We start from the raw sequence: 25,204 nt of genomic DNA on the forward strand, positions 1-25,204 counted from the left end.
ACATGTCATGGTCCAATTATGTCCCTCGTCAAGGCCAAGGAACTGCTGAAGATAGCCATGCTCGCGACCAGGCGCAGCGGGGTCACCTTGCAGGACATCCGTCGGGAACAGTCCTGTTCGCATCGCACGGCGCAGCGCTGGACGGACGCTCTCGAGGAGGTGTTCCCCCAGGTCGAGATTGAGGTCGACGAGGATCGGCAGCGCCGCTGGATCATCCCCGCACGTCACGTCGCACCGTTGCTGACGCCGAGTGGGGAGGAACTTGCGGCGCTGGGCACGGCGATCGGCGAACTCGAGAGAGGCGACCTGCCCGGCCAGGCCTCGTTGCTGAGGGAGTTGCGGGCTAAGGTCAGGAGCCTCACGCCGGCCACCGGCAGGGCACGACGCGAAGTGGACGAAGAGATCCTGCTGCAGGCTCTCGGCCACGCGGCCCGGCCCGGCCCGCGTCCTCAGACCGATACTTCGATGGATGCCGCGCTCGTCGAGGCGTTCAAGGGCCCGTTCCTCGTGCGGATGCGTTACCTCGGCCGCGAGGGAGGGTCGTCGGTTCGGACGGTGGCGCCATACGGCATGCTCCTGGGCGTGCGCCGGTATCTCGTGGCGAAGGACGTCGAGAAGGGTGCGAAGGCTCCACTGCAGCATTTCCGGGTGGAGTCGATCTCCGACATCGAGGTCCTGGACGATACCTTCGAGCAGGACGCCGACTTCGACCTGCGGAAGCATGCCGAGATCGGGTTCGGCTCCTACGTCGACGAGAGGAAGGTGGTCGACGTCGTCTGGCGGTTCGACGCCGAGGCGGCGCCTCGCGCCGAGAGGTTCATGTTCCATCCGACCCAGACGTTCGAAAGGGAACGCGAAGGCTCGCTGCTCGTGCGCTTCAGGGCCTGCGGCGTCATGGAGATGTGTTGGTTCCTCTACCAGTGGGGCGAGCACGTCGAGGTGCTCCAGCCTGCCGAGCTGCGAGAGATGGTCCACTCCTCCCGGCGGCCGTTCCAGGCGCTGCCATGAAATCGAGATTCAACGAGGCGTCTGCGCACCTTTCCAATATGGCGGAGTTATTGTGCAAGAATATCATACTGATACCTAACACGTAACCGATCTGTTGGGATCGTGAGCAGGGCTCGGAAGGCCTTTTGATCTGATCCATCTTGGACCGGCAGACGGACGGACGGTCAGATCCCATTTCTGAAGGATGGCGATCGTGCTAGAGACGCGCAATGCGTGATAGGTATGAAGACGAAGGCAGTGATCGCTTCTTGTTAGTTGAAGCGGTCATTGTCGGGGCCCTCGTGATTACCGGCTACGTTCTCTTCTTCCGCGGGGCGTTCCGGCAACTGGTCGCATTCGTCGGTTAGGCGCAGACCCGAGCCCGGATCCCGCCCAGGTCATATGTACTTTCGATAGTCTGCGCTGACCAGTTCCCCCGTTTCGACGTATTTGAGGACTTCGCCGACCTTGCGTGCCGCCCTGATCGGTATCGGCAGGCGCTGGTTCATCTGGGTGGAGTTCCAGTTGACCTTCGTGAGCGAGAACACCTCTTCCGCGAGTTGGCTCACCGTGCTCTCGCTGCTGGGATGGGGGCAGAGCAGCAGGGGGTTCGGGTCGTATGTACCCGGATAGGTGCCGTAGTACGGCATACTGCCGCTCGTGTAGAGCAGTCCCTTCCCGTGCAGGTCGACGAACGTCCCGCGAAGCACTGGATAGTTTCCGTCCCGCAGGATGCGCGCGTTGTAGGATTCCTGCACCCAGACGAGATCCTTCAACTCCGTTCCCGCTTCGTCGAGAGCGGCGATGATCCCGTCAGCCTCTTCGTCCTTGAAGCGCGAGGTCTTCAGCACGAAGACCCTGGCGGGTAGCGTCTTGTGGTGCGCCTTGTAGGCATCGAGGACGTTCTCGATGATCTCCTTGGCGTCCTCACGTGCCATGTAGGGGTGTCTGCCGCGGCTCTCGGTCCGCGCTCGCCTACCCTTGAGCACGAAGCCGCGACCACGTTCGTCGAACATCTGCGCCGCGCTGGTGAAGAGCTGCTGCCCGTCCGCTTCGCGATAGAAGCTTATCCCGACGTAGCAGGCGGTATATTCCCCTTCTAGGGGCATTCGGCGCCAGGGAATCCGTCCGCTCCCCTTGTAGTAGAGGCTGGTCATGAGGTTCCAAGTCCGTGCGGCAAGATCCTGGATGTCGCGTCCCTTGCTCTCCTTGATCTTCTGCGGGATCTTTACCTTATCGTCGATGACGTCTTCCCAGACGAGCTGGATCGGGAACCCGAGCGCCATGGCCTTTGCCTTAAGCATTCCGCGGAAGTTCGGGGCATCCGATCCGCTGCTGTCGGATTTCTCGGTGGTCCCCCGGGCGTCCACCTTCGCGTTCCAGACGCGCTCGAGCAGCTTGACCGGCATGGCTATGACCGCGACGTCGGGCCGGCTACCGCCATCTTCCATCGCCTGTAGCTCGTGCATGACCGCATCCACGGCCATCTCGACGGCGCGTTGATGATCTGGTTCCTTGGCAATCTTGTCGAGCTTCGCCTTCGTGAGGACGGCGGTGGCGCCTTCCTCTATCTCGAACCGGGCCTTGTAGGGGCTCTGGTTGCCGAGGCCGGGGAATGGTGGATGCATGTTCGGGTGCTTGTCGGACTTGCCCTCCACGCCGCTGCTCACGGTCGTGAGGAACGTGCGGGTGTCCTCGACGGTCTTCGAGCTGCCGACGACACCGATCTTGATCACGTCGCCGAGGTAGGTCTGGAGCGGTCCCGCCTCCGCCAAGCCTAGGCGAGGATCCTGGTGATGGTGGTGGTCGCCGAATTCCAGTTCCGGCTCCTCGAATATGCGTGTCTTGAAGGTCATCCGAACAGCCCTTCGTCCTCAGGCGCGTCATCCTTCTTCTTTTCCGTTCCCCAGGCGTCTTCGGGCACGCGGACGTCCAGATGTATCGAGGGCGGCGACCCGAACTTGAGGAAGGCCTCGGAAGGCTCTTCGCCACCGAAGAGGTCCATCTCGTTCCTTTCGGCGATCCGGTCACCATCCGTCAGGTAGCGATGCCACATGATGACTTGGCCGCGCAGCGCTGCGCTCTTGTCGAGCCGCTTCTTGCCCGACAGCAGCGGGGCTGCGAATGGGTGCGGCGAGAATCCGTTGGTCGTGAAGTGATAGGTGGGCGTCACGATGAGGTACCACCTGTCCTCCATCAGTTCGAAGCGCGGGATGAATGCATGGTGGCGGACGAAGGAGACCCTCTTTTCGTCGTTCTTGTCCATGAATACGCTGACCACGTCGGCATCGGTGTGCTTCTTCGTCGACTTGTATGCGAAGGTACGCTGGGTGTTCCTGTCATGAGCTCGGAAATAGAGCGCGCGATGTTCCTTGTCCCAGTTCAGATCGGACTCGGTCTGATATCGCAGTGCCTGCCGTAGGAGAAAGCTGAACTTGTTCTGTTCATCGACGTCGTCGTGGAAGGCGAGGTCGGCGGTATCGATCGCCTCGACCTGGTCTTCGTCCACTATCTCTATGCACGACGAGGTCCGGGGATCGTGGAAGGACCAGAACACCCCTTCGTAGATGATCCAGTCGAACCGTTTTGGATCGTCGGCTTCGAGTATGATGGAGAGCGCACGCTTGTGGCTGTAGGGCGTCGATGCGATGAACATCTCGCTGGGGACGGTGACGGGAAGCATGTTCACGATCGCATCCTCGCCACCCCCGAGAGGCGGGACGTAGTATCCCAGACCCTTCTTCGGAACAGTCAGGGCTGCCAGGCGGTTGGCCGTGCTGGCGTCGAGTACGTCGGCCGCCTTGTCGATGTTCAGCCGCCTGTCTCCGGGGTCCGCCTCACGGGGCACTTCCTTCCAGTAGAAGCTGTGGTCGGAGTGCCGGTAGAAGACGACGATGACGGGAAGGTTCGAGCCTTTCCAGTAGGCCACGTCTCCGGGGCGAAGAAGATAGGTGAAGCCGCTGTCGGTCTCGGACGTGTATCTTCCTTCCTTGGTGGACTTTATCTGCACGGCGATCATGCGGGCCATGGGCTGACCGTCGTTCATGACTTCCGCTATGCCGTCGATCCCGGCCTCGAGCCTTGATCGGCAGTCGAACTGCCAACCCATCGTGAGGAAGCGCCCGCGGACCTCGTTTTCGCCGATCTCTCCCGTTATCTGGTTGTCCGTGATGTTCTTCGTCATCGTGACTTTAGTCGACCTCGATCACGTTTAAGTCGAGCCCTTCGCCCGACTTAGGGATGTCCTGGAAATTGTTGGTCAGAATAACCATCGCCTGGCGGTGTTCCTTCTGCAGCAACGTGGCGAGGTTCTTGTCTGACGTCAACGAACGCACGACGACGTTCTGGACCGAGCCGCGCAGGTTGCTCTTCACGGTGAGCTGCTTCTCGCTCTGGTTCACCTCCGCCATCACGATTTCGTTCTGTTCGACGATGGGCGTCGACTCGATTCAGCTACACGGTGCGCCAGGAGCTTTTGCCATCGGAAGCCACGACGCGCAGGCCATCGCGAAGAAGTGATCGGCGGAAGGCAACCAGTGAAGCGGACGTCGATGGATGTCTTCCGGATCCTTTAACGACAGACGTGATCGCGCCAGTAGCGGTCCCATCGCGCGGCGTGGCCGCCGCTGACCATCGCGCAGGACAGGTCGCCGCCCTTGGGGGATACGCACCAGGCTGCCGTCCGATCGCCGCCCGCGCCTCCGACGGACAGGCAGGTCATGGTCGGGCCCACCACCGCGACGTGACCATGACGTAGTCGGCCTATCGGTTCACCGACGAGCGACACCAGGGCATCACGCGCCGTCACCGGGTCGGTGTCCGGGCACGGATGTCCGGGCGAACAGGAGCCGTTCATCTCGCGAGCCGCGATGCCCGACAGCCGGATGCGCGGGCCTTCCTCGCACCAGATCGGTCCGTCGCCGTCCCAGACGGCGACGGGTGTGCATTCGAAGGTCTGACCGGCTGCGACGACCGATGCTGCGAGTAGGAGCAGGCTCATTGCGTCAGACTAGCGGACAGTCACGAAATAGCCATGGCGGATCGCGAAACCGTCAGGGCTTCCCTCGGCGGATCTAGCGCCTCCTTCGCCAGGTCATGAGGGAATACGCGCAACGACCTTTATCTCGAAGTCGAAGCCGGCGAGCCAGTTGACGCCGACCGCCGTCCAATTGGGATATGGAGCCTCGCCGATCTCCTCCGCTCGCACCTTCATCACCGTATCGAATTGGGCCTCGGGATCGGTATGGAAGGTGGTGACGTCGATGACGTCGTCGAGGGCGCAGCCGGCTGCCGCCAGCACGGACTTCATAATCTAGCCTGCTTTAATGCGACCAATCGCGCATTGCGTAAGTTGCAACCGGTCAATGCTTAACCGATCCGTTGCTGCCGTTAACCTTCGCCGGTGACGAAGCGTTAAGTTATTCGCGCCAAAACCGTTATGCTCAGGGCAGTCGACCAACGAAGATAGCTCCTGAGTGGCGATGCCGGATCGCCAATGGACGATCCGGCGCACCATGAGATTTAGGCCGCCTGAGCGAGATGAGGCAGGTCGAAGGTGTCACCCCGCTCCCACTGCTCGGCCTGGATCGCGATAAGTCGGTTGTAGGCCCTCACCATGTCGCCATCTGCCGCCTCGAAGGTCGAAGCCGGTGCTTCGGTAATGTGGTGTAGTTCGAGCCCATCGTCGAACCTGTACGCGCCCAGATTGAAACCGTCTGGTACAAGGGTCGCGCGGTCGTCTTCGCCAGTCAGGCAGAGCATGCAGCTCTCAATGTAGTGCATCCCCCCTCCCATCTGTACGACCAAGCCGATTTGCGGAACCGTCGGGCACTCTGCAGACTGATGAACCCAGATGAGCGGGCGGCCGGTTGTCTGAACCCGGGAAGCGAACTGCATCAGGCCGAAAGCGTGTGGAGCCGACCCGCTCAGCATGATGTCCACCTTGTTTCGGAATTCAGTGAAGCGTCCGGGCTGACCACCCAGCAGGTGTGCAAAGGCGGCGAGGTAGTTGGCGATGCGCTTCTGTTGTTCGGTCTCAGTCATTTCAAGTCTCCATAGGCCGCGGGGATCGCGTGCCCTTTTCCGCTCTCTTCCAGAGAGCCACCTCCTTTCATTCTAAAAAAGTCTACTCTCACGCCCGCAGCCGCTTGGCGCCCTCATGCCGGCCACTAACGTCTGACGGTAGTTTGTTTCAAAGCGGACAACGCTGACATATGGACCGAATGGCCGCCGCTGAATAATTCAGGTGAATTATCCTTCTCAATGGGTCTGAGGGCATACCAGCCCTGGACGATGAATGTCTGAAAGAACGGGACCGCCAAGGGGAAGCCGGCGCCGCGCCACAGGGCTTCTGTGTCGGCGGGGGATACGACGCCGAGAGTGGTTCGAAGCATCCCTTCAAGCTGAGCGAGCGATTCGTCGGATGCGCCCATCAATCTCTGCACCTGTTTCCAGTTTTCGAGCATCGTCGGAAATTCAGGGGCATCAAGGGCGGCACTGATCTCGGCGCTTAGCAAACAGCCACCGGGCTTCAGCCTGTCGTGTATGGCGCGGTAGAAAGCGGGGCGTTCGTCCGCCTTGATGAAATGGGCGACAAGAAGGTTGACGGCCGCATCGAAATCGGTATCGGCCACATCGCTGGCATGCCCCTGAACAAGGCGGCAACGGTCAAGAACGCCCGCATCCTTCAGCCTTCTGCGGCCAACCTCTAGCATCTCTGCCGAAGGGTCGACGCCGGTGAATGTCCATCCTTGGGCGATCGTTGGCCAAGGCAAGTATATCTGCCCCTGTTCCGACGCCGACGCGCAGGATACGGGCCTGTTCCGGCAGCCGGTCCAGCACCAGTCCCATCGGAAAGTGCAGCGAATCCGCTATGGGCTGCAAGCCGCTGTTCCGCTGGTCATAGGCCTCGGCCATCTCCCGGTCAAAGAAACCGGACGTGCTGAAAGATGCATGGTTTGTCATGTTCTGTCGCGTCACCCCAAAGCATCACACAAGTCTCACACTGCCAGAACGGCAACAGTCACTTTGACGTAATGTGATATCATCTCTATGACAACAGTTGGCTTCTTGATTGTCGCCCTCACTGGCGTGAGCAGCGACGGGGATAGCAGCCAGCGCAAGCGCCAGGGCCGAAGATGTGAGAAGTCTATTCATCGGAATTGCCCCGTTGAAATGTCTGTAATGGAGATGCGCAGGCGCTCCTTCAGAATCGGCAAAAGAGCGCGGAGACGACCAAGCGATGACTCAGAATTGGCGTGCGCGTGCTCGCACGCGGTTTCGCCAAAAGCATCAGGTCAGAATGTCAGACAGTCGCCGGGGGACCGCGCAGAGGCGGACGAAGATAGGAGGTTTGCCAGAACGGCAGGTGCTGCGTTGGAGCAAGGCCGAGTATGAGAATGAGGGCAAAGGCGAGCGCAAGCAGCGACGCGTCGGCACCGCCGAGCGCAGCCTGAGCAAGCCCGGAGAAGGCGCAATGGCTGGCCTTAGCTGCGCTGTCGGAATGTTTGCTGCCGCTCGGCTTGCCGGGAATGACCAACTGCATTTGCTTGAGGCCACTTGTCGCATCGGAGCAGATCGAAACAGTGAGAGCGTGTCGCTGGACGCGGAAACCATGAAGCCCGCAGGGATCACAGCCTTGATGCAGAACGCCAGCAAGAAAAGCGCCAGCGCAAAGTGGCGGTGTTCTCGAATCAAGGCGCGAAGCGTTCGCATTTCGAGCCTGCCCCTCAGAATTGAACCGAAGACTTGTCAGCCGCCATATGGCTTCGAGGCCCAGTCCGGAGCGTCCCACTTTAACCGGTGGGGAGGGATCCGACTACACCGCCGCTGAGCCATTGATGCAAATTCCCGTCGCTACGCCCAAGGCGCTGTTGGCAGACAGTGGCTATGACGGGGATCGCTTCCGCGAAAGCCTGCTGATCCGGGGTATCCTGCCGATCATCCCACCCCGCTCAAACCGCAAGGTGCCAAAGCATCCCGATTATCGCCGATACCGGGATCGCAGCCGCGTCGAGCGCATCTTCGGCAAGCTCAAAAAGCAACGGCGTATCGCCACCCGATATGACAAGACCGTCCTCTCCTTCGAGAGCTTCCTCAACCTCGCCGCCGCCAAATAAATCGCATACGTTCGCCCTTCGCAGTTTCATTCGATTTGTCTGAAGGAACGAACTTAGAAGAGAACAAAAGGATCGCAAAATGTAAGAAGCGATGGACAGCCACCCAAACGTTGCAATCTGGCATATGTCCAGCCGCTCGACGATGAACTGTTCTATGAGGCGCTTTCAAAGATCGTTCGCGAATCGAAGTTCAGCGCCCAAACGATGGGCGAGTATATGCGCGAAAAGACGGTGTTCATGGCGCTAGCGAAGATAACGAAGTGTTCGCCGACGTAACCGACCGGCGCATTACCGAAGCTTACGCCATTCACGAATTCGTTCGATTGGGGCTTTTAAGCAAATGCCCCGGCCTATCAATCCGAAAATAGGCCAGGGTATCGTATCTGCGTAGTCCTTGGACTGGCGCGGGTCATTCGTGCCGAAGCGCTTCGATCGGATCGAGACGGGAGGCGCGCGCGGCTGGATAGTAGCCGAAGGCGATACCCATGACCGCAGAGAAGAGGAAACTCAGGAGGTTGATGACCGGGTCGAAGACAAAGGGCACGTCGATAACCCCGGCAAGGCCCCAGGAGAGCAACAATGCGAGGAAGATGCCCACCAGTCCACCCAGGCAGCACAGAACGATCGCTTCGGTGAGAAATTGCAGGCGGACTTCGCGTGAAAGGGCACCGATTGCGAGACGAATGCCGATCTCGCGGGTGCGCTCGGTCACCGATACCAGCATAATGTTCATGATGCCGATGCCCCCCACCAGCAAGCTGATGCCGGCAATCACCGCCACCATCGCGGTCAGCGCGCCGGTGGCACTACCGATCGCCTGATTGATCTGGGCGGTATCGATGATGTTGAAATCATTGTTCGCGCCGTCCTGCAGCAGGCGTCGCTCGCGCAGGAGGCCGATCAATGCCTCCTGAATAGAGGTGCTAGAATAGGCGGCATCGTATTTCACGACGAAATATTGCAGGTCGTCGCTGCCGGTGAAGCGGCGTTGCACCGTCTTTAGCGGCATCATCACGGTGTTGTCCTGATCGGAATTCGGGCCGCCGCCGCCCTCGCCGCGCTCCTCCAGCACGCCCACGACTGTGCAGGAGACCTGGTTGACGCGCATTTTCTCGCCCAGAGGACTGCTTCCGGCGACGAAGATGGCCGCGACGATCTTGGTTCCGACAAGACAAACGTCCTTGCCCGCCGCCATCTCCTCGGCGGTGAAGGCGCGCCCATCGGTCACGTCGATCGACTGCGCGCGGAGGAAATCGTTGTCCACGCCCTGCACGGAAGTGGACCAATCCTGCCCGTTGTGAATCGCGGTCGCGCTGCTCGAGACGCTGCCCGCCGCCACGTCGACGCCGGCGATCTGCTGCTCGACCGCATCGGCATCGGCCTGTTCGAAGGGGCGTGGGAAATCGCGGTCGCCGCTGACCGGGGAGATGATGAAGACGTTGGAGCCAAGCGAGGAGATATCCTCCTGGACCGAGGCGGTGACGCCGTTGCCGAGCGTCACCATGGTAATGACTGCGGCGACGCCGATGATGATGCCGAGCGTGGTAAGGAAGGAGCGCAGCAGATGTCGCCGGATCTCGCGAAATGCGAGCAGAAGCGTCGCGCCGAACATCAGGCTGGCTCCACCGCGGCGGCACCCTGATTGCGCTCTATGCGTTCGACGAGCCCATCGCGGAAATGGACGATCGTGCGCGCGAAGGCGGCCATTTCGGGTTCGTGCGTCACCAGGAGAATCGTGATCCCTTCCGCGTTCAGGCGAGACAGGAGCTCCATGATCTCGATGGACCGCTCGGTATCGAGGTTGCCGGTGGGCTCATCCGCCAACAGCACATCGGGCTCCGTCACCAGCGCACGGGCGATGGCGACGCGCTGCTGCTGCCCGCCCGAGAGCTCTGCCGGAGTGTGATCCGCCCAGGGCACGAGGCCCACCTGATCCAGCGCGCGCAGTGCGGCTTCGCGGCGGACGGCCTTCTTCTCCCCACGATAGAGCAGCGGCAGTTCGACGTTCTCGATCGCCGTGGTACGCGCGAGCAGGTTGAAACCCTGGAACACGAAGCCGAGGTAGCGCCGCCTCAGCAGGCTGCGCTCATCGCGGGAGAGCGACTGCACCTCGACACCGCGAAACCTGAAGACGCCGCTGGTCGGGACATCGAGGCAACCGAGGATATTCATCGTCGTCGACTTGCCGGAACCCGAGGGGCCCATGACCGCGACGAAATCGCCTCGCTCGATGACGAGATCTACACCCTTGAGTGCCTGAAACGCCGCAGAACCCTCGCCGAAGGTCTTGGTGATGTCCGCCAGTTCGATGAGGGGGGCGTCTTGGCTCACGTTTCGGTCGCCTTCTTGCCGGTGACCACCTTCATTCCCGGCTTCAGTTCTTTCGAGGTTACCACGGTCAAGCGTCCGTCGCTCTCGCCCGTGACCACCTCGACGGGCTTGAGGGTGCCATCGTCTTGGATCACCTGTACCCGCTGACGGCTGCCCACGCCGATGGTCGCCTGCTGCTCGTTCTGCTGGAGTCCGATCTTGGGGTTGAGCACGCCGCCTTCTTCTTTCTCCTCCGCATCGGGCTGAAAGCGAAGCGCGCTGTTCGGGACCAGCATGCGTTTGCCGGTGCTTTGCGTGGCGATCGTGGCGGTCGCGGTCATTCCGGGGCGCAGCAGCCCTTGCGGGTTGGCGACGGAGAGGCGGGCCTCGTAATTCACGACCGAAGCCGAGGCGCCCGCAGCGGAAGACGCCTGCTGCGTCGCGGTGACCGCGGTATTGGTCGAGGCCTGGTCGATCCGCTCCACCTGCGCGGGGAAGCGCCGTCCGGGATAGGCATCCACGGTGAAGGTCGCCTTCTGACCCTCTTCCACCTGCCCCACATCGGCCTCGTCGATATCGACGCGAAGCTGCATCACAGCGAGGTCCTCGGCAATGATGAACAGCGTCGGTGTGTTGAAGCTTGCCGCCACCGTCTGGCCGGGCTCCACCTGTCGCGCCAGCACCATGCCCGAAACTGGGGAGCGGATGACCGCGCGGCTGCGGCTGGTGAGCGCGGTGGAAAGCTGGGCCTCGGCGGCGCGGACGTTGGCGTTGGCGGAGGCGACGGCCGCGCGGTCCCGCTTCACGGCGGCATCCGCCTGCTCGAGCTCGACGCGCGAGGGCACCTTGCCGCCCGATACTTCGTAGACGCCCCGCAGCCGATCGAGCTGCGCCACGTCCACGTCAAGCGTGGCCCGCGCCTGCGCGACCTGTGCCCTGGCCGCATTGAGATTGGCCTGTGCCTGCCGGATCTGATCCTCGATCACGTCGGTATTGATCTGCGCCAGCACCTGCCCGCGCGCCACCCGTTCGTTGACGTCCACGAGGATGCGATCGATCCGCCCCGACACCTCGGACCCCACCTGGACCTGATTGGTGGGGCGCAGATTGCCGGTGGCGGTGACCGTGAGATCGAGCGAGCGTTCGATAACCGGTTCGGAAATATATTCCGGCTTGTCCCCATCGCCCGAACAGGTCGAGACGGCGAGGACCAGAGTCAGCACGATCAGCGCCGGCAACCAATACTTCATCCAGCGACGCCAGCGCGGGCGCGATTTCGTGCCGAGGAATTCCTCGATCTGGTCCGGCCCCTTGTCGGCGGCAACCTCGTTCATCGCGTGATATCCCCGTCCATGTCGCCCGCTGCTCCACGCAGCGCGCCCGTATCCCATCCCCCGCCGACCGCCTGTTGCAGCGACACGAAGGCATTGGCCCGCTCCGCGTTGGCGGCAGCCAGCGCATTGCGCGCCGCAAGCAGCTGATTTTCCGCCGTCAGCAGCTTCTGGAAGTCGATCAGCCCGGCCTGATACTGGCTGCGCGCCAGGATCGCGGCGGCATCGGTCGCGTCCAGCGCAATCGCGAGCGCCGCCACCCGCTCGCGCGCCTTGCGCAACGCGACATCCGCGCTCTCGACATCGGCCAGCGCGGTGAGGATCGTCTGCTCCCAGGCGGCCAGCGAGCCCTGCGCACGCGCCTCGGCGTTGTCGATCTGGGCGCGCGTGCGCCCGCCGTCGAAGATGAGTTGGCTGACCCCGGCGAACAGGCCGCCGGTGATGATGTCGAACAGGCCGTCCTCCCCGAAGGAGGCGGTGCCGATATTGCCTGTCAGCCTTAGCAGCGGGAGCAGTTGCGCGCGCGCGACATCGATTCGCGCGGTATCGGCGATCAGGGTCGCCTCCGCCTGCCGCACGTCCGGGCGCCGCCGCAGCACCTCGGCCGGCGCTTGGAAACCCGCGATCTCGGGAGGCGTGGGAATGCCCGTTCCCGCTGCCTCGAGCTCCGCACGAACACGCCCCGGCGGCTCCGCGATAAGCACCGAAATGGCATTCGCAGCCTGCGCCAGGTCGCGCTCGAGCGCAGGGATCGTGGCCGCAGTCTGCGCGCGCTGGGCGCGGGCCTGTTCCACATCCAGGCTGGATACCAGACCGGCCTGCAATCGCCACTCGGCGATCTGCAGGTTCTCGTCCTGAATGCCCAGCGTATCGCGCGCGATCGCGAGCTGCGTGGCGAGAGCGCGAGCAGACACGGTCGTCTGCGCGACCTGTCCGACGACCAGCCGCTGAAGATCCGCCAGGCTGTACCCTGCCGCGAGCAAGTCCGCGCGCGAGGCGGCGACATCCCGGCCGATCCGGCCGAACAGGTCGATCTCCCACTGGGCGTCCGCGCCGCCCGAGAATTGCAGATCGGTATCGGCAAAATCGCCGACGTCGCGCTGCACGCCCGCACTGGCCCCGATCTGCGGCAGATAATTGGCGCGACTGGCGCGCACCGACGCCCTTGCTAGCGCGACGCGCGCGGCGGCTTGTATGACATCGCGGTTATTTTCGAGGGCCTGCGCCACTAAGCGGTCGAGTTGCGGATCGCCCAGAAGCGTCCAGTATTGCACCGGATCCGTTGCGACCGGCGGAGTGGGAACCGACCAGTCGGAAGGCACCGCGATCCGCGCGGCCGGCGCCGGGCGGCCGCCCATGCCTGCACAGCCGGTGAGACCCGTCGAGGCTAGCGTTACGAAGGTAATGACCGCTTTAATCGGCAGCAAACCCGGATCCCCTTCAAGTCGTTGACACATATGTCTTGGTCGCTGGCGACGTATAATTCCCTATCCACACGAAACCAATGACATTCGACCGGCTACACGCCCCCTTTGGGGCGACCCCGCACAAGATCACCCCATGGGAATTGATAGAGATTGTTGCCGTTCACGCGTTCAGTCTCCCGCGCCACGCGGTGGGCGTGGTACATTTCCGCGAGATATTGCAGGCTTGTCGAAGCCAAGTTCGTTGGCGAGTAAGTCCCCTTCCGCGGCCGGCAGCCGCGCCAGCACGTCGGCGATTATGCGTTCCGGATTGGCGGACTGTCGGCCGCGGAAAGCCCCGCTGCGATACTGGTCGGCTAGCACGCTGCGTATGCTCGTACCGCCTCGCAAGTCCGACCGGAGAAGCGCGCGCGGCTGCGCCAGATAGGCGTCGGCAAGATTGGTCGAGCGCCATAGCCCGTCGGTGCTTGTCCGCCGGCCGCCCTGATCCTGGCGAGCTCCGGCGAGCCGCTCGACCTGCCCGGATGCGGCCGCCTCGTCGGCGTGATTGGTGAATGCGAGATATTGCGGAATCGCTTCGAGCACCAATTGCTGTCCGGGTTGCTTCTCTGGCGCGATGGCGTAACCCCAGATGCGGTGCGCGATTTCATGTGCAAGCACATGGCGCAATACGGCGCTGTCCGCGCCTTCATCGAGAAGATGGTCGCTCAACGCGATGCCGGATAAGTAAGACTGGCCGAGCGCGATCGTCTCGGGCACTTCCGCGATCCAAAACGGGCTCGTCCCGCCGATGTCGAAATCGCGGGCCAGCGCCCGCCATTCTTCGCAGAAGACGCGCGCCAGGATACCGGGCGCCTGGCGCGAGCCCGGAGCCAGATAAATTTTCAATGGCGGGCAGCCTTGCCCGCGATCGAAGCCTGTCACAGCGAAAGGAGCGGCGGCGACGAGAAAGTTGCCATACTGGCTCGGCGACACCGACAGCGCAAACCGCCCGTTCCCCGACGTCCGGCCATCGGCGAGCACCCATCCCTGAGGCAGCGACGCGGTAAGCGTCCCGCCCGCACGATCCCCGAGCAGGTAGTTTTCACCGGCTCCGCATCTCGGCTTGTCGTCATCGTCGGGAATCGCGCAGGCCGCGCTTCGCGGCATCGGGACCAGGAGCGCCGGCGTAAGAAACGTGCCACGTGCGAAGGATGTCGTCCATGCGGCCGGCAGCCCTGTTCCGGAGCGCCCGATCCGCGCGGAATAGCGCACAGTGACCTTGGCACCCGGCTCGATCGCCTGATCAGTTGCGATCGATACGAGCCGCCGGTCGGGCGAACGCCAGATACGCTTGCCGCCCGGTGCGGAAATTGCCGTAATCTGGAGCAGCGGCGCTTTTTCGAGAAGAATGCGGTTCATTGGTGCGGCGGTTTGATTGACCAGCCGCACCGTACCTTCGATCGTGATCGGTTTCGCTGGGTCCTGCAAATCGACGGCCGCGGCGAATCGTGTCATGGTCAGCCGCGCGCCTTCCGATTTGACGCCCGGGGGCAGGTCCGCCGTAGCAGCGGGGACCCGTGCGCGCTGCCCTGCCATCGTGGCATGGAGCCCGAAGCCGAACGTGAGACCGACCAGGGCGAAGACCATGCCGGCCGCCAGGCCAAGAACCCGCGATCTGCGGTCACACGCGCCACGCGCCGCAAATATCAGCGCCGCCAGGGCAGCCAGAAGGGCCAGCCAATACGCTCGGGCGACCCAGGCGGCCGCAGATCCCACGGGCCAGGGGTCGAACGTGGTAATCCGCTGATCGGGGGTGGTGCCGAAGCCGATCCACTGCACCCACCCGGTCGGCTGTCCGACCAACACGACCAGCGCGATATACAGGACGACTACCAGAACGGCCAACCATCGCCGCGCGAACACCAGTAGCGCCAGTTGCGCCAGACAGACTTCGAGCAGCAGGTCCGCTGTCAGTCCCAAAAGGGCAGCGGGCCTGAAGAACGGGCCTATATCGGCGCCGACCCAAAGCAGGCCGATCGCGGCGACGGCAAGGGTGAGCGCGAGCAAAACCGCAGCCAAGAGTAAGCATTTTCGCAAGAATGACCAAAGCCGCTGCGCCCCTTCGCCGCGCAATCCCTTCGGCAAGATAAGAAGGGCGCAAAAGATCGCCGCAAGCGGGGCAATATCCGACACGACCTGCAGCAGGGTGATGGGCCCGGTGCTCACCGGATAGCCGTAGACGCTGCGCTGCGCGACACCGAGCAGCAGGAATATGGCCAAGCAATACAGTGCGACGCCCGATAGGGGAGAAACCCATCGCCGCCGATGCCCCCCCTTCATTTGCGAGGGGACCTTGGAACCGCGCGGGCAACCAGAAGAGCCAGGCATGTCAGCATGACCAATTGTCCGCCCAAGGCAGCGACACTGGATTCGGAAAAGCCGAACACTGCGAACGGGCGCGGCACATCGTTGAATCCCGTCAGATAGATCAACCCACCAAGCACGGCGACACCCAGAATCGGCGAGGCAAGATGGCGATGCGTCCAAACCAACCAGATGGCCGAGGACACCAGCCCTGCGGCGGCGGTCAACGCCTGGAGCGGGGGGATGGAAAGAAGGGACGGGCCGGCCGCAACCAGCATCGGTACGGCCAAGGCGGCAATATGAGCAATTACGCTGTTCGATCCGCAAAAGACGGCCAGGCTCGGTTCGAAGGCGGATGCCAGCCTGGATTCGGCGAGGCTGATCTTGCGCATTAGAAGGATCGCAGCAAGATGCGTGAGGATCAATCCGATAGCGGGTGCGGCCAGGCCCGCTGCGCACGCCACCAGAGCGACAAGTCCGGCGCCGGGCGAGCGTCGCAACAAGCGTTCCGCTTCCAACAGCGCGCCGTGCACCAAGGTTGGCGGCGGGACCCCGGTTTGGCGCTGTATCGGCCGATCACATTGCTGCGGCCTGGGCTCGGGAATGGCGAAAGAGCGCGGTTTAGCCGGCTCTCTCCCCTCGGTTTTCAGCGCGAACGGCCCCATCAAAGCTGCGATGCTCAGCCCCAGCAGACAGGCAATGGCCGCGAATGCGAACTGATGTGATGCGGCGGTCAGTGCGGCAGGCTCGATGGTTTGCCAGGTCCTGGCGGCTGCGCCGGTGGTCGAAACCAAGCCAATCGAAACACTGCCCTCTCCCACGCCGGGTGGCAGCGCGGCGCGCACCAGACGGAATCCTGATATGTCGAGCGGGCCGCCGATCGAGACAATGATGCATCCTGTCCACCACGCGAACGCCAAAACGGCCCGCAGGATGGCCGAGCCGACAAAGCTTTCGAGAAGGACGGCGACCGGAACGGAAACCGCGACCGGCAGTGACAGCAGGGCAGCAGATGCCGCGATGGCCCGCGCGCCAGGAACGCTGCCAAACCGAAGCCACAGAGTTGCATAAAGCAGCGTCCAGCAGGCGGCGGCAAACAGCGCCGCAAAGCCATAGAGCCCAAGCCCGCGTCCAAGCCCGAAGGAACCGGCGGGAAGACCTAGCGAGCGGAGCAGGCCCGTAACGCCACTAGCGCGGTCGCGCGCAATTCCGAAATTCAGAAACAACGGGAAAATCAACAGCAAGAAGATCGACAATACCGCGCTGATCGCGAGCATCGCGGTATCAGGAACAAGTTTGAGCCAGCCGCTGTCCGTCGAGATAATGGCGTAGCCGGCGCCCGGACGCGGGATAAACGCCGCGGCAAGGGCAATGAGTGCCAGTAGGTGATAGACCGTGCTGCGCGAGCGCTTGCGCAGAAGGATTTCGGCACCGGCGATGATCGCTATGCGTTGCAAGGAAGACCGCTTAATGCCGTGAGCCCGATGCAAGATCGCCGACATCGAACCGCCGCGCGCCACGTGCCAGCATTTCGTCCACGTGATGTGTGCAAACGATCAGGATGCGATCATCGACCAGCGTTGCGAGCCAGTCCAGCAAGGTGGCGCGCCCGGGCGGATCGATTCCCGCAAACGGTTCATCCAGCAGACCGAGAAGCGCACCGCTCTGTCCGACATAGGCAAGGCCTAGACGCTGGAGCATACCCTGGCTGTATGCACCCAAGGCGACTGCGGCCTCGCCAAGCCCCACCTGCGCCAGCCCGGAGGCGGCCCTATCCCTGGCCTGCAGCTTGGGCATGCCACGCAGACGCAGAATGTAGGTCAGGAATTCGAAGCCGGACATTTCGGGATAGGCGCTGAAGTTTTGCGGCTGAAAAGCGAGGTTGGCGGCGTAATGCCGCCGGTCGCCCAGCCGGTCCCAATTGCCGAGACTGACCGCGCCGCCGGATTTTGAATCCAGCCCCGCCAGCGCCTTGAGAAGAGTTGATTTGCCTGATCCGTTGGGTCCCGTCAACGCTACAAGTCCCGGTCCGAAATTTGCCTCGTCGACCGTGAACAGTTCCACGCCATCCGGTCGACGAACCGTGAATTGGCTGATTTCCAACCTGGCCGCCGCGTGCTCCACCTCGCTCATCGCGCGACGCCTTCTATCGCGAGTTCGGGGGGAGCCCCCTCGTATACGATGCGTCCGTCTTCGATTCTGATGAGCCGATCGAGGTCCTTCAAAAGGTCGCCCTGATGCGCCACGATTAACACGGTTACGCGGCCTCTCAGCCCGCTCAACGCCTGCTTCACCGCCAGTTCGTTCGCCACGTCGAGAGAGGCCGTGGCCTCGTCCAGCACCAGCAGCCGCGGATTTCCTGCCAGAGCCCGGGCCAGAGCGAGCCTTTGCTGCTGACCGCGAGAGAGATTGCGCGCGCCTTCGTGAAGCACGAAATCGTATCCGCCGAAGTCCATGATCGTCCGTTCGATGTGAACCTGTCGACAGGCCTCTTGTACCCGCTCGAGCGAAATGCCGGACCTGCCCATGGCGACATTGTCATAGACCGATCCGGCAAACAGAAACGGGTTCTGGGGCACGATGGCGACGTCTTCGCACCGGGGAGGCCAGGCGCCGCCATCGCCGACAATCGTGCCGCTGGAAGGACGAAATATGCCGCAGACAAGACTTACGAGTGTCGATTTGCCCGATCCACTTGGGCCGACAAGGCCGGTCACCTCCCCCTTGGGTATGTTGCAGTCGATGCCTTCGAGCGCGTTGGTGGACGATCCCAGATAGGCGAAGCTCACCCGCCGAAGCGACAGTCCTATCGGACCAACACCAAAGGTGGGTGCGCTTGCCTCCGTATCCTCGCGATGCTGGTAGGGATTGAGATAATCGGCGTGCTTTTCATAAATGATCGCTGCCTGGCGTAGGCGCCCCAAGGTCACGCCGACCTGACTGATCGACGACACCAGGATGACCGCGTAGGTGACGAAGGCGATCAGCCCGGCGATTTCGAGCGCCCCCTGTTCGATCTGGATCGCGCCGAACCACAGAATGGCAAGCACCGCGAGCGAGAAGCACACCATGGAGACCGGGTTGACCAGCGCGATGATCTTGCTTTGGCGTACGATCTGACGCCAGGTTTCGTCCAGTCTCGCGCCGAACTTGCGCGAGAACCAGGCCTCCCTGCCATAGGCCCTGATCACCAGTGCGTTGGCGACTGCCTCGACAAAATGGGCAACCGCCTCGGCACGGGCGGATTGCACCGCCAGCGACGCCTTGCCGATCAAGCGCACGAACCCGTAAATCAGGACGGCAACCAGCCCTACGCTGACAAGCGTGACCGCGCCCAACTGCCAATTCACCCACAGCATCGCCCCCAGAGCGCCGACGGTGAAAAGCGAATGGCGCAGCAGCGTGATCAGCGTGTCCGATAACCCCGTCTGGACGATCGCAAGGTCGGATGCGAATTCCGAGGCCAGCGCGCCCGATCGCTTAGCAACCAGCCGGTCGATGTCGTCGGCCACGATATTGTCAAAGAAATTCTGCCGCAACAGGTTGCCGAGGCTCTCCGAAATGCGCGCGAGCATGTAACCGTAGAGCGCCATCATGGAGTTCTGCCCCAGCATGATCGCGGCGATTATCGCTGCGACGGCGATTGCCGATCGCGGAGACCCGCTTGAGACCCGCTCGACAAACTCTCCAAGAAGCGGCGGCATAAACAGGAACAGCACGGTGCTGACAATCAGTAGCGCGATGGCAAGCGCATAGCCGCCCGCCCGGAACCGCATCAGCCGGAGCAGGGAGGTGATTGCGTTCACTTCCGGCGCCCTGCGACCGCGAGCGCGGTTGCGAACATCCACAGCGCGTTCAAAGTGACCGGCAGGCGTAATTCGCGATTGCGGGTCGCAGCGTCGGGATATCGGTCGGAAAAGGGATCGGAATAGCCATAAAGCCCGTCCGATCCGCGCTGCACCACAATGAAGTGCAGACCTTCCAGCGCGCTCTGCGCATCGTGATCGTGGACCAGCATCGCGCGCAGCATTCTACCCGCGATGTCGATGCGGTAATCGCGCAGCAGTGCCAGCATCAGGGCGCCAAGCACCACGCCAGCCTCCGGTTCGAACCGTATGCCGCCGGCAAAACCGTGATCGACGATATCAAGCAATTGCTCGTCATTGGCATCAAGCAAGCAATCGGCCGAAACGCCGTGATTACCATAGGAGGCTGGCGGCCCTGCGGGCTTGACGGCGCAGTCCGCGCGTTCGAGCATGGCCTCGAGCATCCTGATCCGCCCGGTCTGCCGGAACTCGGCGGGTTGGCGGGAGAGTTCGGTGCGCAGGTTGTCGACCATGTCGCCTAGGACCTGCGCCGGAATGCTCGCCATATGCAGCTGCTCGATCAGGCCGGCGAGGATCAGCGGGTCCATCCCGATGGCGTTGGGATTTGCGGCACCAAGCACGGCATCTCGAATTCGGCTCGCCTGATCGGCGAGTGTGTCGGCAGCGATCGCGCCGGACTGAATATTATGCAAGCAAGCCATTGCGAGCGCGGCGAGCATTGCCCCCTGCAGATCGGCTTCAGGATCGAACATCGCTTCCAGCGCATTCGCGGTCCGCGTTGCTTGGGCGAGAGTCAGCAATTCGTTTGGTTTGATGTTCACGCCGCTACTTCCTTCTCAAGAAGACATAGATGAGCCAGCGTGCTGCGGATCATCACACCTTGACCCGAGATGCGCGCGCGATCGTCGATCTTCTGGGCATCCGGCGGGCCGGGCAAAAGCGCTACATCGTCGCCGACCAGTTCGCGGATGCGCTGCCGGGCATGCCGGATGGTCGCGGTCGGAACGCCATAATATTCGAGGCCGAGCAGCGCCGCGACTGGCAACCAGTTTAGATAACCCTTGTGAACGGCGTGGAGCAGCAGGATGTGGGCGAAGCGTCGTGGCATTTCGGCGGCGGACATCAATCCCAGCCGCGCGAGTTGGGCGACGGTTATCAGGGCATTGAGATCGTAGCTGTCGGTCTTGCGCCTGAGGGTTCGCTTATCGAGATTGTTCGCGATTTCGCGCGCCGTCGGTCTACCGGAGACGACCTCCACGCCTGTCGAAGCGAAATGCGCCCTGACCGCGGCATTCCAGGTCAGGGGCAGCTCGGTGCGTCCGATGATGCCGCTGGCGATCAGGCGGGAAATCGTCGCACTGTCCTGCTGCTCGTAGCCATCGGCTCTTGTGGCGAGCGAATGCAGCAGGGAGATTGCGTATTCGTATTCCGACGAATTGACGAGGATGTTTTCCAGCAATCCCGACCGCAGCCAGTCCAGCGACCGGTTCCGGATCGCGGTTACGTAGGTGACGAGCTGCGGTTCGCCCTCGAAACAGATGATGAATTCGGCCAAGGCCCCGGTATCGAGCAGGCTATCCTTTCCGGTTACGGCATTTCCCATGCCATCGAGACAAGCATCAAAGGCGCGCCTGGTATTGGCGGCCAAGGTGGCACGATCGCCCATCAGATCTCCTCCCAAAAGGCGAACAGCATCGTCATCACGAGAGTGGTGTGGTACAATTTGCGGAATTGGCCCGGTTCCCTGGCCTCGTCGTCGAACGCCTCCTGCGTCGGGGCGACCGCGCCGCTGGGGCAGCACATCGCGGTTATCCTTCGCATACCGCGACGAAGTAGCGGGATTTCATAGCTGGTCGCCACGAAGCCACAAAAACCCCAGCACAGCAAAACCTCGCCAAGAATGTCTCGATTGTCCGCACGAAGCAGAACCGTCACCAGGCACAACAGCGTCCTTCGCAACCGAGCAATTTCTTCGCCCGACAGCACGTTGTCAATATTGGTGAAGCCGAAATCGGTTAGATAGAATATCGCATGCGTCAGCGAATACATGTCGTCGAAGGAAAACCGCGGGATCTGCTGCGACTTGCCAAACGATGTCAGAGTGAATTGATGGAGAAATTGGTCTACAGGCGTTTCGAAGCCGACCACCCCCAACGCGTACATGACATCCATGGAACGATAGGGGATTCGGTCCATTCCCTCAAAATATTCGCATTGCCAAAGCTGTTCGACATAGTCCCGCTCCAGTGTCCCCTCGATCCCGTGCGCCTCGAACAGTTCGAGCAACATAGCGAGCGGGGAAGCGGCAGAGGCATCGAATGCACCCAGAAGATGCCAGTCGAATTCCAGTGAATATTCTATGGCCGCCTTTGACAACAGCGACAGATCGTGATGGTCGATGCCATATCGTTCGAGCACACGCACCAGCAACACCAGTTCACCCAAAGGCTTTATGCGCCATGGCAGGTCGACCTGCTTGCCTTTCAGTTCCTCGTGTTGCGCCGCCATGCTGAAACGACGACGATGAAGCGCCAACCATGCAAGCGCGGCCGCGTATCTGCCCTGTTGATCTGATGCCGTCTCGGCCTGCCTAGCCGTCGAGTATCGCTCCAGCAACCGCATGGTTCCCCTCCCCCACTCAGTCTTGGTTTCGCCCCTTAGGGCAAGAAAAGCGCAAACAGTTCCGGATGGACTGGCCGCGGGAGCACCCCACGGCCAGGACCATGTGTGCGTCAGTGAATTATGACGAAGACATAGAAGGTCGAACTATAGACGACAGTCGACCTGGGCTCACTGCTGTTCAACGCGTTGGACATGTTGTCCATCTCTACCGTGAGCGCGCCATCATTGAGGAAATTGAACATAAGAGAAATTCCTTTTTGCTATGTCGCTATCAGTAGGGCATTATCAATACCCATGTATGGCTATCGTACACTATCATCGCATTTGGAGTGACAGCATTCAAAAAGCCCGATGAGCGCGAAACCTTTTCTACAGTCGTATCGTCAAAAAGGTTGAACATCGTAGCACCTCCAATTCAAAAAAGGCACAGTACGGCGCGCCGATCCCAATCGGGCTTTGGAAAAGTCAACGAAAAGCCCGCATATTGGGTCGACGCGACCGCTTTAGTCCTTGACCACCACTGCGTACCAATCCCAGGCGACAGCGCGCACGCTGGGGGTGGCCAGATTCACGCCGAGGTTCGCGGCGTCAGCCTGCACTTGCTCGGAATTCGCAAGAAAATTGAACATCACTACTACTCCCTGTTTACATCGCCATCGCCAGATAACGATGACAAACAGAACAAACGCGAGAAAACGATTCGGGTCAATGAAAACGTTTCAAACAAGATATAATAAGCGTATAAAAGCCCGAATAACCCAATATACATATGGACATCCGCACCCCAATCGATGCGTCCGGTTCAAGCTGATGGCGCAGACCTCAATGCCCTTCTTTTCAGGCTTCTTCTGCAGGCCGGCAATCCTGAAGAATATCGCAAAGGCGACGCGGGCAAGCACCTCTATCGCATCGTGTTCGGTGATTAGGCCACGGAGTCGAGACAGAGTTGCTTCGTACGTCCGTCGGGCGGTGTCACCCGCTTCGTTTGCCTTAGCAATTCTTTCGGGCGTCCATCACCGTCTCTTCGGCATACCCTCCCAATCGATCACGCTATCCCCACCTTCACTACGGTCTGACGCTTCCTTCGCCGTCGCGAACGACGGCAGACCGTTCGCGCAGTAGAAGGGTGCAATGTGCCGACGACGACGATGTGGCTCAAGACTTCTGCGGGATTTCTCGCGCGCTTTTAACTTTGGGATCGGAGGCATGTCAGCGGAAGCTCACCTCGCGTCAAGGGCGTGCGAATAGTAGCTATCCTGAATCGTTCTTCGAAACCTGCCAGTCCGCGCTCGGCCCAGTTGCCGCCAGGTTGCGAGGCAGTGCCGGCGAAAGTTCATTGTAGGGTTTTGGCGAAAGAACGGCCGTTGAGCCCGGCGCAAGGAAATGACCGGTCAGTCCCAGACCCTGCTATTCAGGTTGATCGAAAGGGATGTCCGCTTTAGGGTCACCGGCTGGCAAGATCTAATGACCGAGAAACAGACTTAGCACAGCGGTACTAGATGCGAGATAAATTCCTTGAATGCACGTTTCTTCGTCCCGCGTTATGACCGATCATAAGCTTCCGTGTAAGCGACAGGTAAAATGCAGCGAGGCCAGAGTATCGGTGCCGCTTTCCGATCGCTCGAGCAGACTGCGAACTGGGTCTGGCATCATCAGATGGGCGAACGGAAACGTACTGAGCCCGCTCTGAATATGCCCCCCCTTGCCAGCACGGTGAAGCTGACTGCGGAAGTCGCTCTCGCGGCGGGACAAGCCCGCCGCGAAATGAAGGGTGTGCCCCTGGCCTTGAACCAACTCACTAACTGTTCCGAGGAACACTCTAGGCTTTCACGGCGGCTGCAGCGTTTCCGCCGCAGAGCCATCAGGTTCTTCCAAATTAGGCCACACCGCGTCAGTTTGAACAGGTTCGCTCTCTCGCGAAGCCAACATCTGCCTGACCAGATCGACGGTAGCCTGCATTTGCTGGATTGCGTTGGCTCCTCGTCCAGCCAGACGGCTTGCAGCTGCATGAGACGCCTTAATTGTGCGTAAAGTCCTCATGCTGCGTTACCCCATGCAGCCTTGTGGTCACGCCATGCATTGAGCGCACTGGCGTAGCCCTTGTCGGAGCAGAGCCGCGCATCGACCTCGGTGAGACCATTGAGTGTAAGCCCTCGCGGAAGCACAACGACATGCACATGGCTCCCATTGCCGTGTAGCCCCGCGCAGCTCGGCACATGGCCGATCAAGATCACAGGGAACCGGTGAGCGAAGTGCGACCGCGAAAATGCGCGAACCCTTTCATAGGCGTGGTGCCATGCCTCGTTCGGATCGAGGTAGATTTTGGTCTGGATCATGGCATGCTTCTCGAAGGTCGGCAGGGCTTCATCGAACCGTCGGGTCAGGAAAGCGAGGTCGACGTAATCAGCAGGCGCTGTTGGAGGCAGCAGGACTTCCACTTTCGTGGCTTGGCCAAACTTCGGATCATCGCCCAAGCGCACCTTGCGATCGATCCAACTGGAGACGCCTTCGCGGTCTCTCGTCTCCTGGTACCAGTACCGCGTGAATGCGAAGTCCGGATGCTCTTCGCGCACGTCATGCAGGAACGAGTTGAGCTTCCCCGGAGCAGGTGACTTCTTGGCTGCGCTGCGTTTCTTTGCTGGTGAAGTAGCCATGCTCAGTATCCCCCTTCGAAGGAGGGTTTCTCGGCCGCTCGCATTATGCCGGCGTAACGCTGGTAGCCTGTCTGGAACGGGGGCAGTTCGCATGGTTCGAGCCCATCGGAACTCAGGCGAAAATAGGGGCCTGAGCCAGCGCACGGGATAAGCCACAGACCGCTGAGGTCGAGCCGCCAAGCGACATATTGGTGCAGCCACTCGCCAGCCTCATTCAACAACACATCGAACGAGGCGCCGTGCAGGGCATCGTAGCGAAGCAGGACAAGATCCATACCCGTGATCTGCGCCATGAGCTCGCATTCGGGGTAAAGCAGCGGACGATCGCACGAGGTTGCAGCAAGCGCCAAGTTCGCTGACGGAGAAGTAACCACTCCCTGATTGAGTTGCTCGTCGAGAGGCTCGCCTCCTCGCAGCGACATCCCGCAGGCTTCGACGAGTGCTCCTAGGCGACTACGCGTTCTGTGGGCTGTTTGCGGGAGCAGGGGTTCGCCCATCACCGGGCGTTTGAGTGTGACCAGATTCATATTCTATCTTCCTTGGAAAGAAGCCGTTCTGGCCGAGGGCGGCTTCTCCTATTTTCAC

At 61.4% G+C, this 25,204-nt stretch carries 24 protein-coding genes and 1 pseudogene; 3 read left to right on the forward strand and 22 right to left on the reverse strand.

Annotation, left to right across the window (positions count from 1 at the left end):
• Positions 1–18 precede the first annotated feature (18 nt).
• A complete protein-coding gene (locus VWN43_RS11405) occupies positions 19–1,008 on the forward strand; it encodes a helix-turn-helix transcriptional regulator (protein WP_320181644.1) in 990 nt (329 codons plus the stop codon).
• Between the two features lie 377 nt (positions 1,009–1,385).
• Here VWN43_RS11405 and VWN43_RS11410 read toward each other — a convergent pair whose 3' ends face one another.
• The 8 genes from VWN43_RS11410 to VWN43_RS16350 form a co-directional block, all read right to left on the reverse strand.
• Positions 1,386–2,843, reverse strand: a complete 1,458-nt coding sequence (locus tag VWN43_RS11410; RefSeq protein ID WP_320181643.1) for an argonaute/piwi family protein — start codon at positions 2,841–2,843, stop codon at positions 1,386–1,388.
• A complete protein-coding gene (locus tag VWN43_RS11415; RefSeq protein ID WP_330767343.1) occupies positions 2,840–4,171 on the reverse strand; it encodes a DUF4365 domain-containing protein in 1,332 nt (443 codons plus the stop codon). Before VWN43_RS11415 ends, VWN43_RS11410 begins: the two co-directional genes overlap by 4 nt.
• A gap of 7 nt (positions 4,172–4,178) precedes the next feature.
• Positions 4,179–4,397, reverse strand: a complete 219-nt coding sequence (locus tag VWN43_RS11420; protein WP_320181640.1) for a hypothetical protein — start codon at positions 4,395–4,397, stop codon at positions 4,179–4,181.
• Positions 4,398–4,558: 161 nt separating this feature from the next.
• On the reverse strand, positions 4,559–4,987 hold the full coding sequence (locus VWN43_RS11425) for a thermonuclease family protein (RefSeq protein WP_320181639.1): 429 nt from the start codon (positions 4,985–4,987) through the stop codon (positions 4,559–4,561).
• A gap of 93 nt (positions 4,988–5,080) precedes the next feature.
• Positions 5,081–5,296 carry a Rid family hydrolase gene (locus VWN43_RS11430; RefSeq protein WP_320181638.1) on the reverse strand — a complete coding sequence of 72 codons (216 nt, stop codon included), beginning with the start codon at positions 5,294–5,296 and terminating at the stop codon, positions 5,081–5,083.
• 212 nt (positions 5,297–5,508) lie between these two features.
• Positions 5,509–6,030, reverse strand: coding sequence for a hypothetical protein (locus VWN43_RS11435; RefSeq protein WP_320181637.1), 522 nt, complete (start codon positions 6,028–6,030; stop codon positions 5,509–5,511).
• 125 nt (positions 6,031–6,155) lie between these two features.
• Positions 6,156–6,701, reverse strand: a complete 546-nt coding sequence (locus tag VWN43_RS11440) for a class I SAM-dependent methyltransferase (protein WP_320182085.1) — start codon at positions 6,699–6,701, stop codon at positions 6,156–6,158.
• 590 nt (positions 6,702–7,291) lie between these two features.
• Positions 7,292–7,531 (reverse strand): hypothetical protein, encoded by a 240-nt coding sequence (locus tag VWN43_RS16350; RefSeq protein WP_320181636.1) that lies wholly within the window; start codon positions 7,529–7,531, stop codon positions 7,292–7,294.
• Positions 7,532–7,781: 250 nt separating this feature from the next.
• On the opposite strand from VWN43_RS16350, the pseudogene VWN43_RS11450 reads away from it, so the two are divergent.
• Positions 7,782–8,105 (forward strand): annotated as a pseudogene (locus tag VWN43_RS11450) (transposase); the annotation flags it as partial.
• A 409-nt stretch (positions 8,106–8,514) separates the two neighbouring features.
• Here VWN43_RS11450 and VWN43_RS11455 read toward each other — a convergent pair.
• The 12 genes from VWN43_RS11455 to VWN43_RS11510 all read right to left on the reverse strand — a co-directional run bounded on the left by VWN43_RS11455 (position 8,515) and on the right by VWN43_RS11510 (position 22,594).
• Positions 8,515–9,717: an ABC transporter permease gene (locus VWN43_RS11455; RefSeq protein ID WP_320181634.1), complete on the reverse strand. Its 1,203-nt coding sequence runs from the start codon at positions 9,715–9,717 to the stop codon at positions 8,515–8,517.
• The gene (locus tag VWN43_RS11460) at positions 9,717–10,436 is read right to left on the reverse strand and encodes an ABC transporter ATP-binding protein (protein ID WP_320181633.1); all 720 of its coding nucleotides are present in this window, start codon (positions 10,434–10,436) and stop codon (positions 9,717–9,719) included. The genes VWN43_RS11455 and VWN43_RS11460 overlap by 1 nt, the downstream gene beginning before the upstream one ends.
• Positions 10,433–11,749, reverse strand: coding sequence for an efflux RND transporter periplasmic adaptor subunit (locus tag VWN43_RS11465; RefSeq protein WP_320181632.1), 1,317 nt, complete (start codon positions 11,747–11,749; stop codon positions 10,433–10,435). The genes VWN43_RS11460 and VWN43_RS11465 overlap by 4 nt, the downstream gene beginning before the upstream one ends.
• Positions 11,746–13,173 carry an efflux transporter outer membrane subunit gene (locus VWN43_RS11470; RefSeq protein ID WP_320181631.1) on the reverse strand — a complete coding sequence of 476 codons (1,428 nt, stop codon included), beginning with the start codon at positions 13,171–13,173 and terminating at the stop codon, positions 11,746–11,748. Before VWN43_RS11470 ends, VWN43_RS11465 begins: the two co-directional genes overlap by 4 nt.
• A 168-nt stretch (positions 13,174–13,341) precedes the next feature.
• Positions 13,342–15,432 (reverse strand): M1 aminopeptidase family protein, encoded by a 2,091-nt coding sequence (locus tag VWN43_RS11475; RefSeq protein WP_320181630.1) that lies wholly within the window; start codon positions 15,430–15,432, stop codon positions 13,342–13,344.
• Positions 15,433–15,488: 56 nt separating this feature from the next.
• Positions 15,489–17,018, reverse strand: coding sequence for a hypothetical protein (locus tag VWN43_RS11480; protein ID WP_320181629.1), 1,530 nt, complete (start codon positions 17,016–17,018; stop codon positions 15,489–15,491).
• The gene (locus tag VWN43_RS11485) at positions 16,984–17,649 is read right to left on the reverse strand and encodes an ABC transporter ATP-binding protein (protein WP_320181628.1); all 666 of its coding nucleotides are present in this window, start codon (positions 17,647–17,649) and stop codon (positions 16,984–16,986) included. Before VWN43_RS11485 ends, VWN43_RS11480 begins: the two co-directional genes overlap by 35 nt.
• Complete coding sequence (locus tag VWN43_RS11490; RefSeq protein ID WP_320181627.1) at positions 17,646–19,322, reverse strand: ABC transporter ATP-binding protein; 1,677 nt, start codon at positions 19,320–19,322, stop codon at positions 17,646–17,648. Before VWN43_RS11490 ends, VWN43_RS11485 begins: the two co-directional genes overlap by 4 nt.
• The gene (locus VWN43_RS11495) at positions 19,319–20,164 is read right to left on the reverse strand and encodes a hypothetical protein (protein WP_320181626.1); all 846 of its coding nucleotides are present in this window, start codon (positions 20,162–20,164) and stop codon (positions 19,319–19,321) included. Before VWN43_RS11495 ends, VWN43_RS11490 begins: the two co-directional genes overlap by 4 nt.
• Positions 20,161–20,898, reverse strand: a complete 738-nt coding sequence (locus VWN43_RS11500) for a hypothetical protein (protein ID WP_330767350.1) — start codon at positions 20,896–20,898, stop codon at positions 20,161–20,163. The genes VWN43_RS11495 and VWN43_RS11500 overlap by 4 nt, the downstream gene beginning before the upstream one ends.
• A 110-nt stretch (positions 20,899–21,008) precedes the next feature.
• The gene (locus VWN43_RS11505; RefSeq protein ID WP_320181624.1) at positions 21,009–21,965 is read right to left on the reverse strand and encodes a DUF6895 family protein; all 957 of its coding nucleotides are present in this window, start codon (positions 21,963–21,965) and stop codon (positions 21,009–21,011) included.
• Positions 21,966–22,468: 503 nt separating this feature from the next.
• A complete protein-coding gene (locus VWN43_RS11510) occupies positions 22,469–22,594 on the reverse strand; it encodes a hypothetical protein (RefSeq protein ID WP_330767352.1) in 126 nt (41 codons plus the stop codon).
• Between the two features lie 162 nt (positions 22,595–22,756).
• On the opposite strand from VWN43_RS11510, the gene VWN43_RS11515 reads away from it, so the two are divergent.
• Entirely contained in the window at positions 22,757–22,891 is a 135-nt protein-coding gene (locus VWN43_RS11515) for a hypothetical protein (protein ID WP_320181622.1), read from the forward strand.
• 1,110 nt (positions 22,892–24,001) lie between these two features.
• Here the strand turns inward: VWN43_RS11515 and VWN43_RS11520 are convergent.
• Both VWN43_RS11520 and VWN43_RS11525 read right to left on the reverse strand, forming a co-directional pair.
• Positions 24,002–24,619: a hypothetical protein gene (locus tag VWN43_RS11520; RefSeq protein WP_320181621.1), complete on the reverse strand. Its 618-nt coding sequence runs from the start codon at positions 24,617–24,619 to the stop codon at positions 24,002–24,004.
• A gap of 2 nt (positions 24,620–24,621) precedes the next feature.
• On the reverse strand, positions 24,622–25,146 hold the full coding sequence (locus VWN43_RS11525; RefSeq protein WP_320181620.1) for a hypothetical protein: 525 nt from the start codon (positions 25,144–25,146) through the stop codon (positions 24,622–24,624).
• Positions 25,147–25,204 lie beyond the last annotated feature (58 nt).

Source organism: Qipengyuania sp. HL-TH1 (genome assembly GCF_036365825.1).
Lineage (GTDB): Bacteria > Pseudomonadota > Alphaproteobacteria > Sphingomonadales > Sphingomonadaceae > Qipengyuania > Qipengyuania profunda.

Coding starts and splice junctions, on each gene's coding strand:
- VWN43_RS11420 (WP_320181640.1), bottom strand. CDS start 4,397: ATGGCGGAGGTGAACCAGAGCGAGAAGCAGCTCACCGTGAAGAGCAAC.
- VWN43_RS11520 (WP_320181621.1), bottom strand. CDS start 24,619: ATGGCTACTTCACCAGCAAAGAAACGCAGCGCAGCCAAGAAGTCACCT.
- VWN43_RS11505 (WP_320181624.1), bottom strand. CDS start 21,965: ATGCGGTTGCTGGAGCGATACTCGACGGCTAGGCAGGCCGAGACGGCA.
- VWN43_RS11455 (WP_320181634.1), bottom strand. CDS start 9,717: ATGTTCGGCGCGACGCTTCTGCTCGCATTTCGCGAGATCCGGCGACAT.
- VWN43_RS11480 (WP_320181629.1), bottom strand. CDS start 17,018: ATGTCGGCGATCTTGCATCGGGCTCACGGCATTAAGCGGTCTTCCTTG.
- VWN43_RS16350 (WP_320181636.1), bottom strand. CDS start 7,531: ATGCAGTTGGTCATTCCCGGCAAGCCGAGCGGCAGCAAACATTCCGAC.
- VWN43_RS11425 (WP_320181639.1), bottom strand. CDS start 4,987: ATGAGCCTGCTCCTACTCGCAGCATCGGTCGTCGCAGCCGGTCAGACC.
- VWN43_RS11525 (WP_320181620.1), bottom strand. CDS start 25,146: ATGAATCTGGTCACACTCAAACGCCCGGTGATGGGCGAACCCCTGCTC.
- VWN43_RS11515 (WP_320181622.1), top strand. CDS start 22,757: ATGCGTCCGGTTCAAGCTGATGGCGCAGACCTCAATGCCCTTCTTTTC.
- VWN43_RS11435 (WP_320181637.1), bottom strand. CDS start 6,030: ATGACTGAGACCGAACAACAGAAGCGCATCGCCAACTACCTCGCCGCC.
- VWN43_RS11465 (WP_320181632.1), bottom strand. CDS start 11,749: ATGAACGAGGTTGCCGCCGACAAGGGGCCGGACCAGATCGAGGAATTC.
- VWN43_RS11415 (WP_330767343.1), bottom strand. CDS start 4,171: ATGACGAAGAACATCACGGACAACCAGATAACGGGAGAGATCGGCGAA.
- VWN43_RS11405 (WP_320181644.1), top strand. CDS start 19: ATGTCCCTCGTCAAGGCCAAGGAACTGCTGAAGATAGCCATGCTCGCG.
- VWN43_RS11440 (WP_320182085.1), bottom strand. CDS start 6,701: ATGCTAGAGGTTGGCCGCAGAAGGCTGAAGGATGCGGGCGTTCTTGAC.
- VWN43_RS11410 (WP_320181643.1), bottom strand. CDS start 2,843: ATGACCTTCAAGACACGCATATTCGAGGAGCCGGAACTGGAATTCGGC.
- VWN43_RS11510 (WP_330767352.1), bottom strand. CDS start 22,594: ATGTTCAATTTTCTTGCGAATTCCGAGCAAGTGCAGGCTGACGCCGCG.
- VWN43_RS11430 (WP_320181638.1), bottom strand. CDS start 5,296: ATGAAGTCCGTGCTGGCGGCAGCCGGCTGCGCCCTCGACGACGTCATC.
- VWN43_RS11485 (WP_320181628.1), bottom strand. CDS start 17,649: ATGAGCGAGGTGGAGCACGCGGCGGCCAGGTTGGAAATCAGCCAATTC.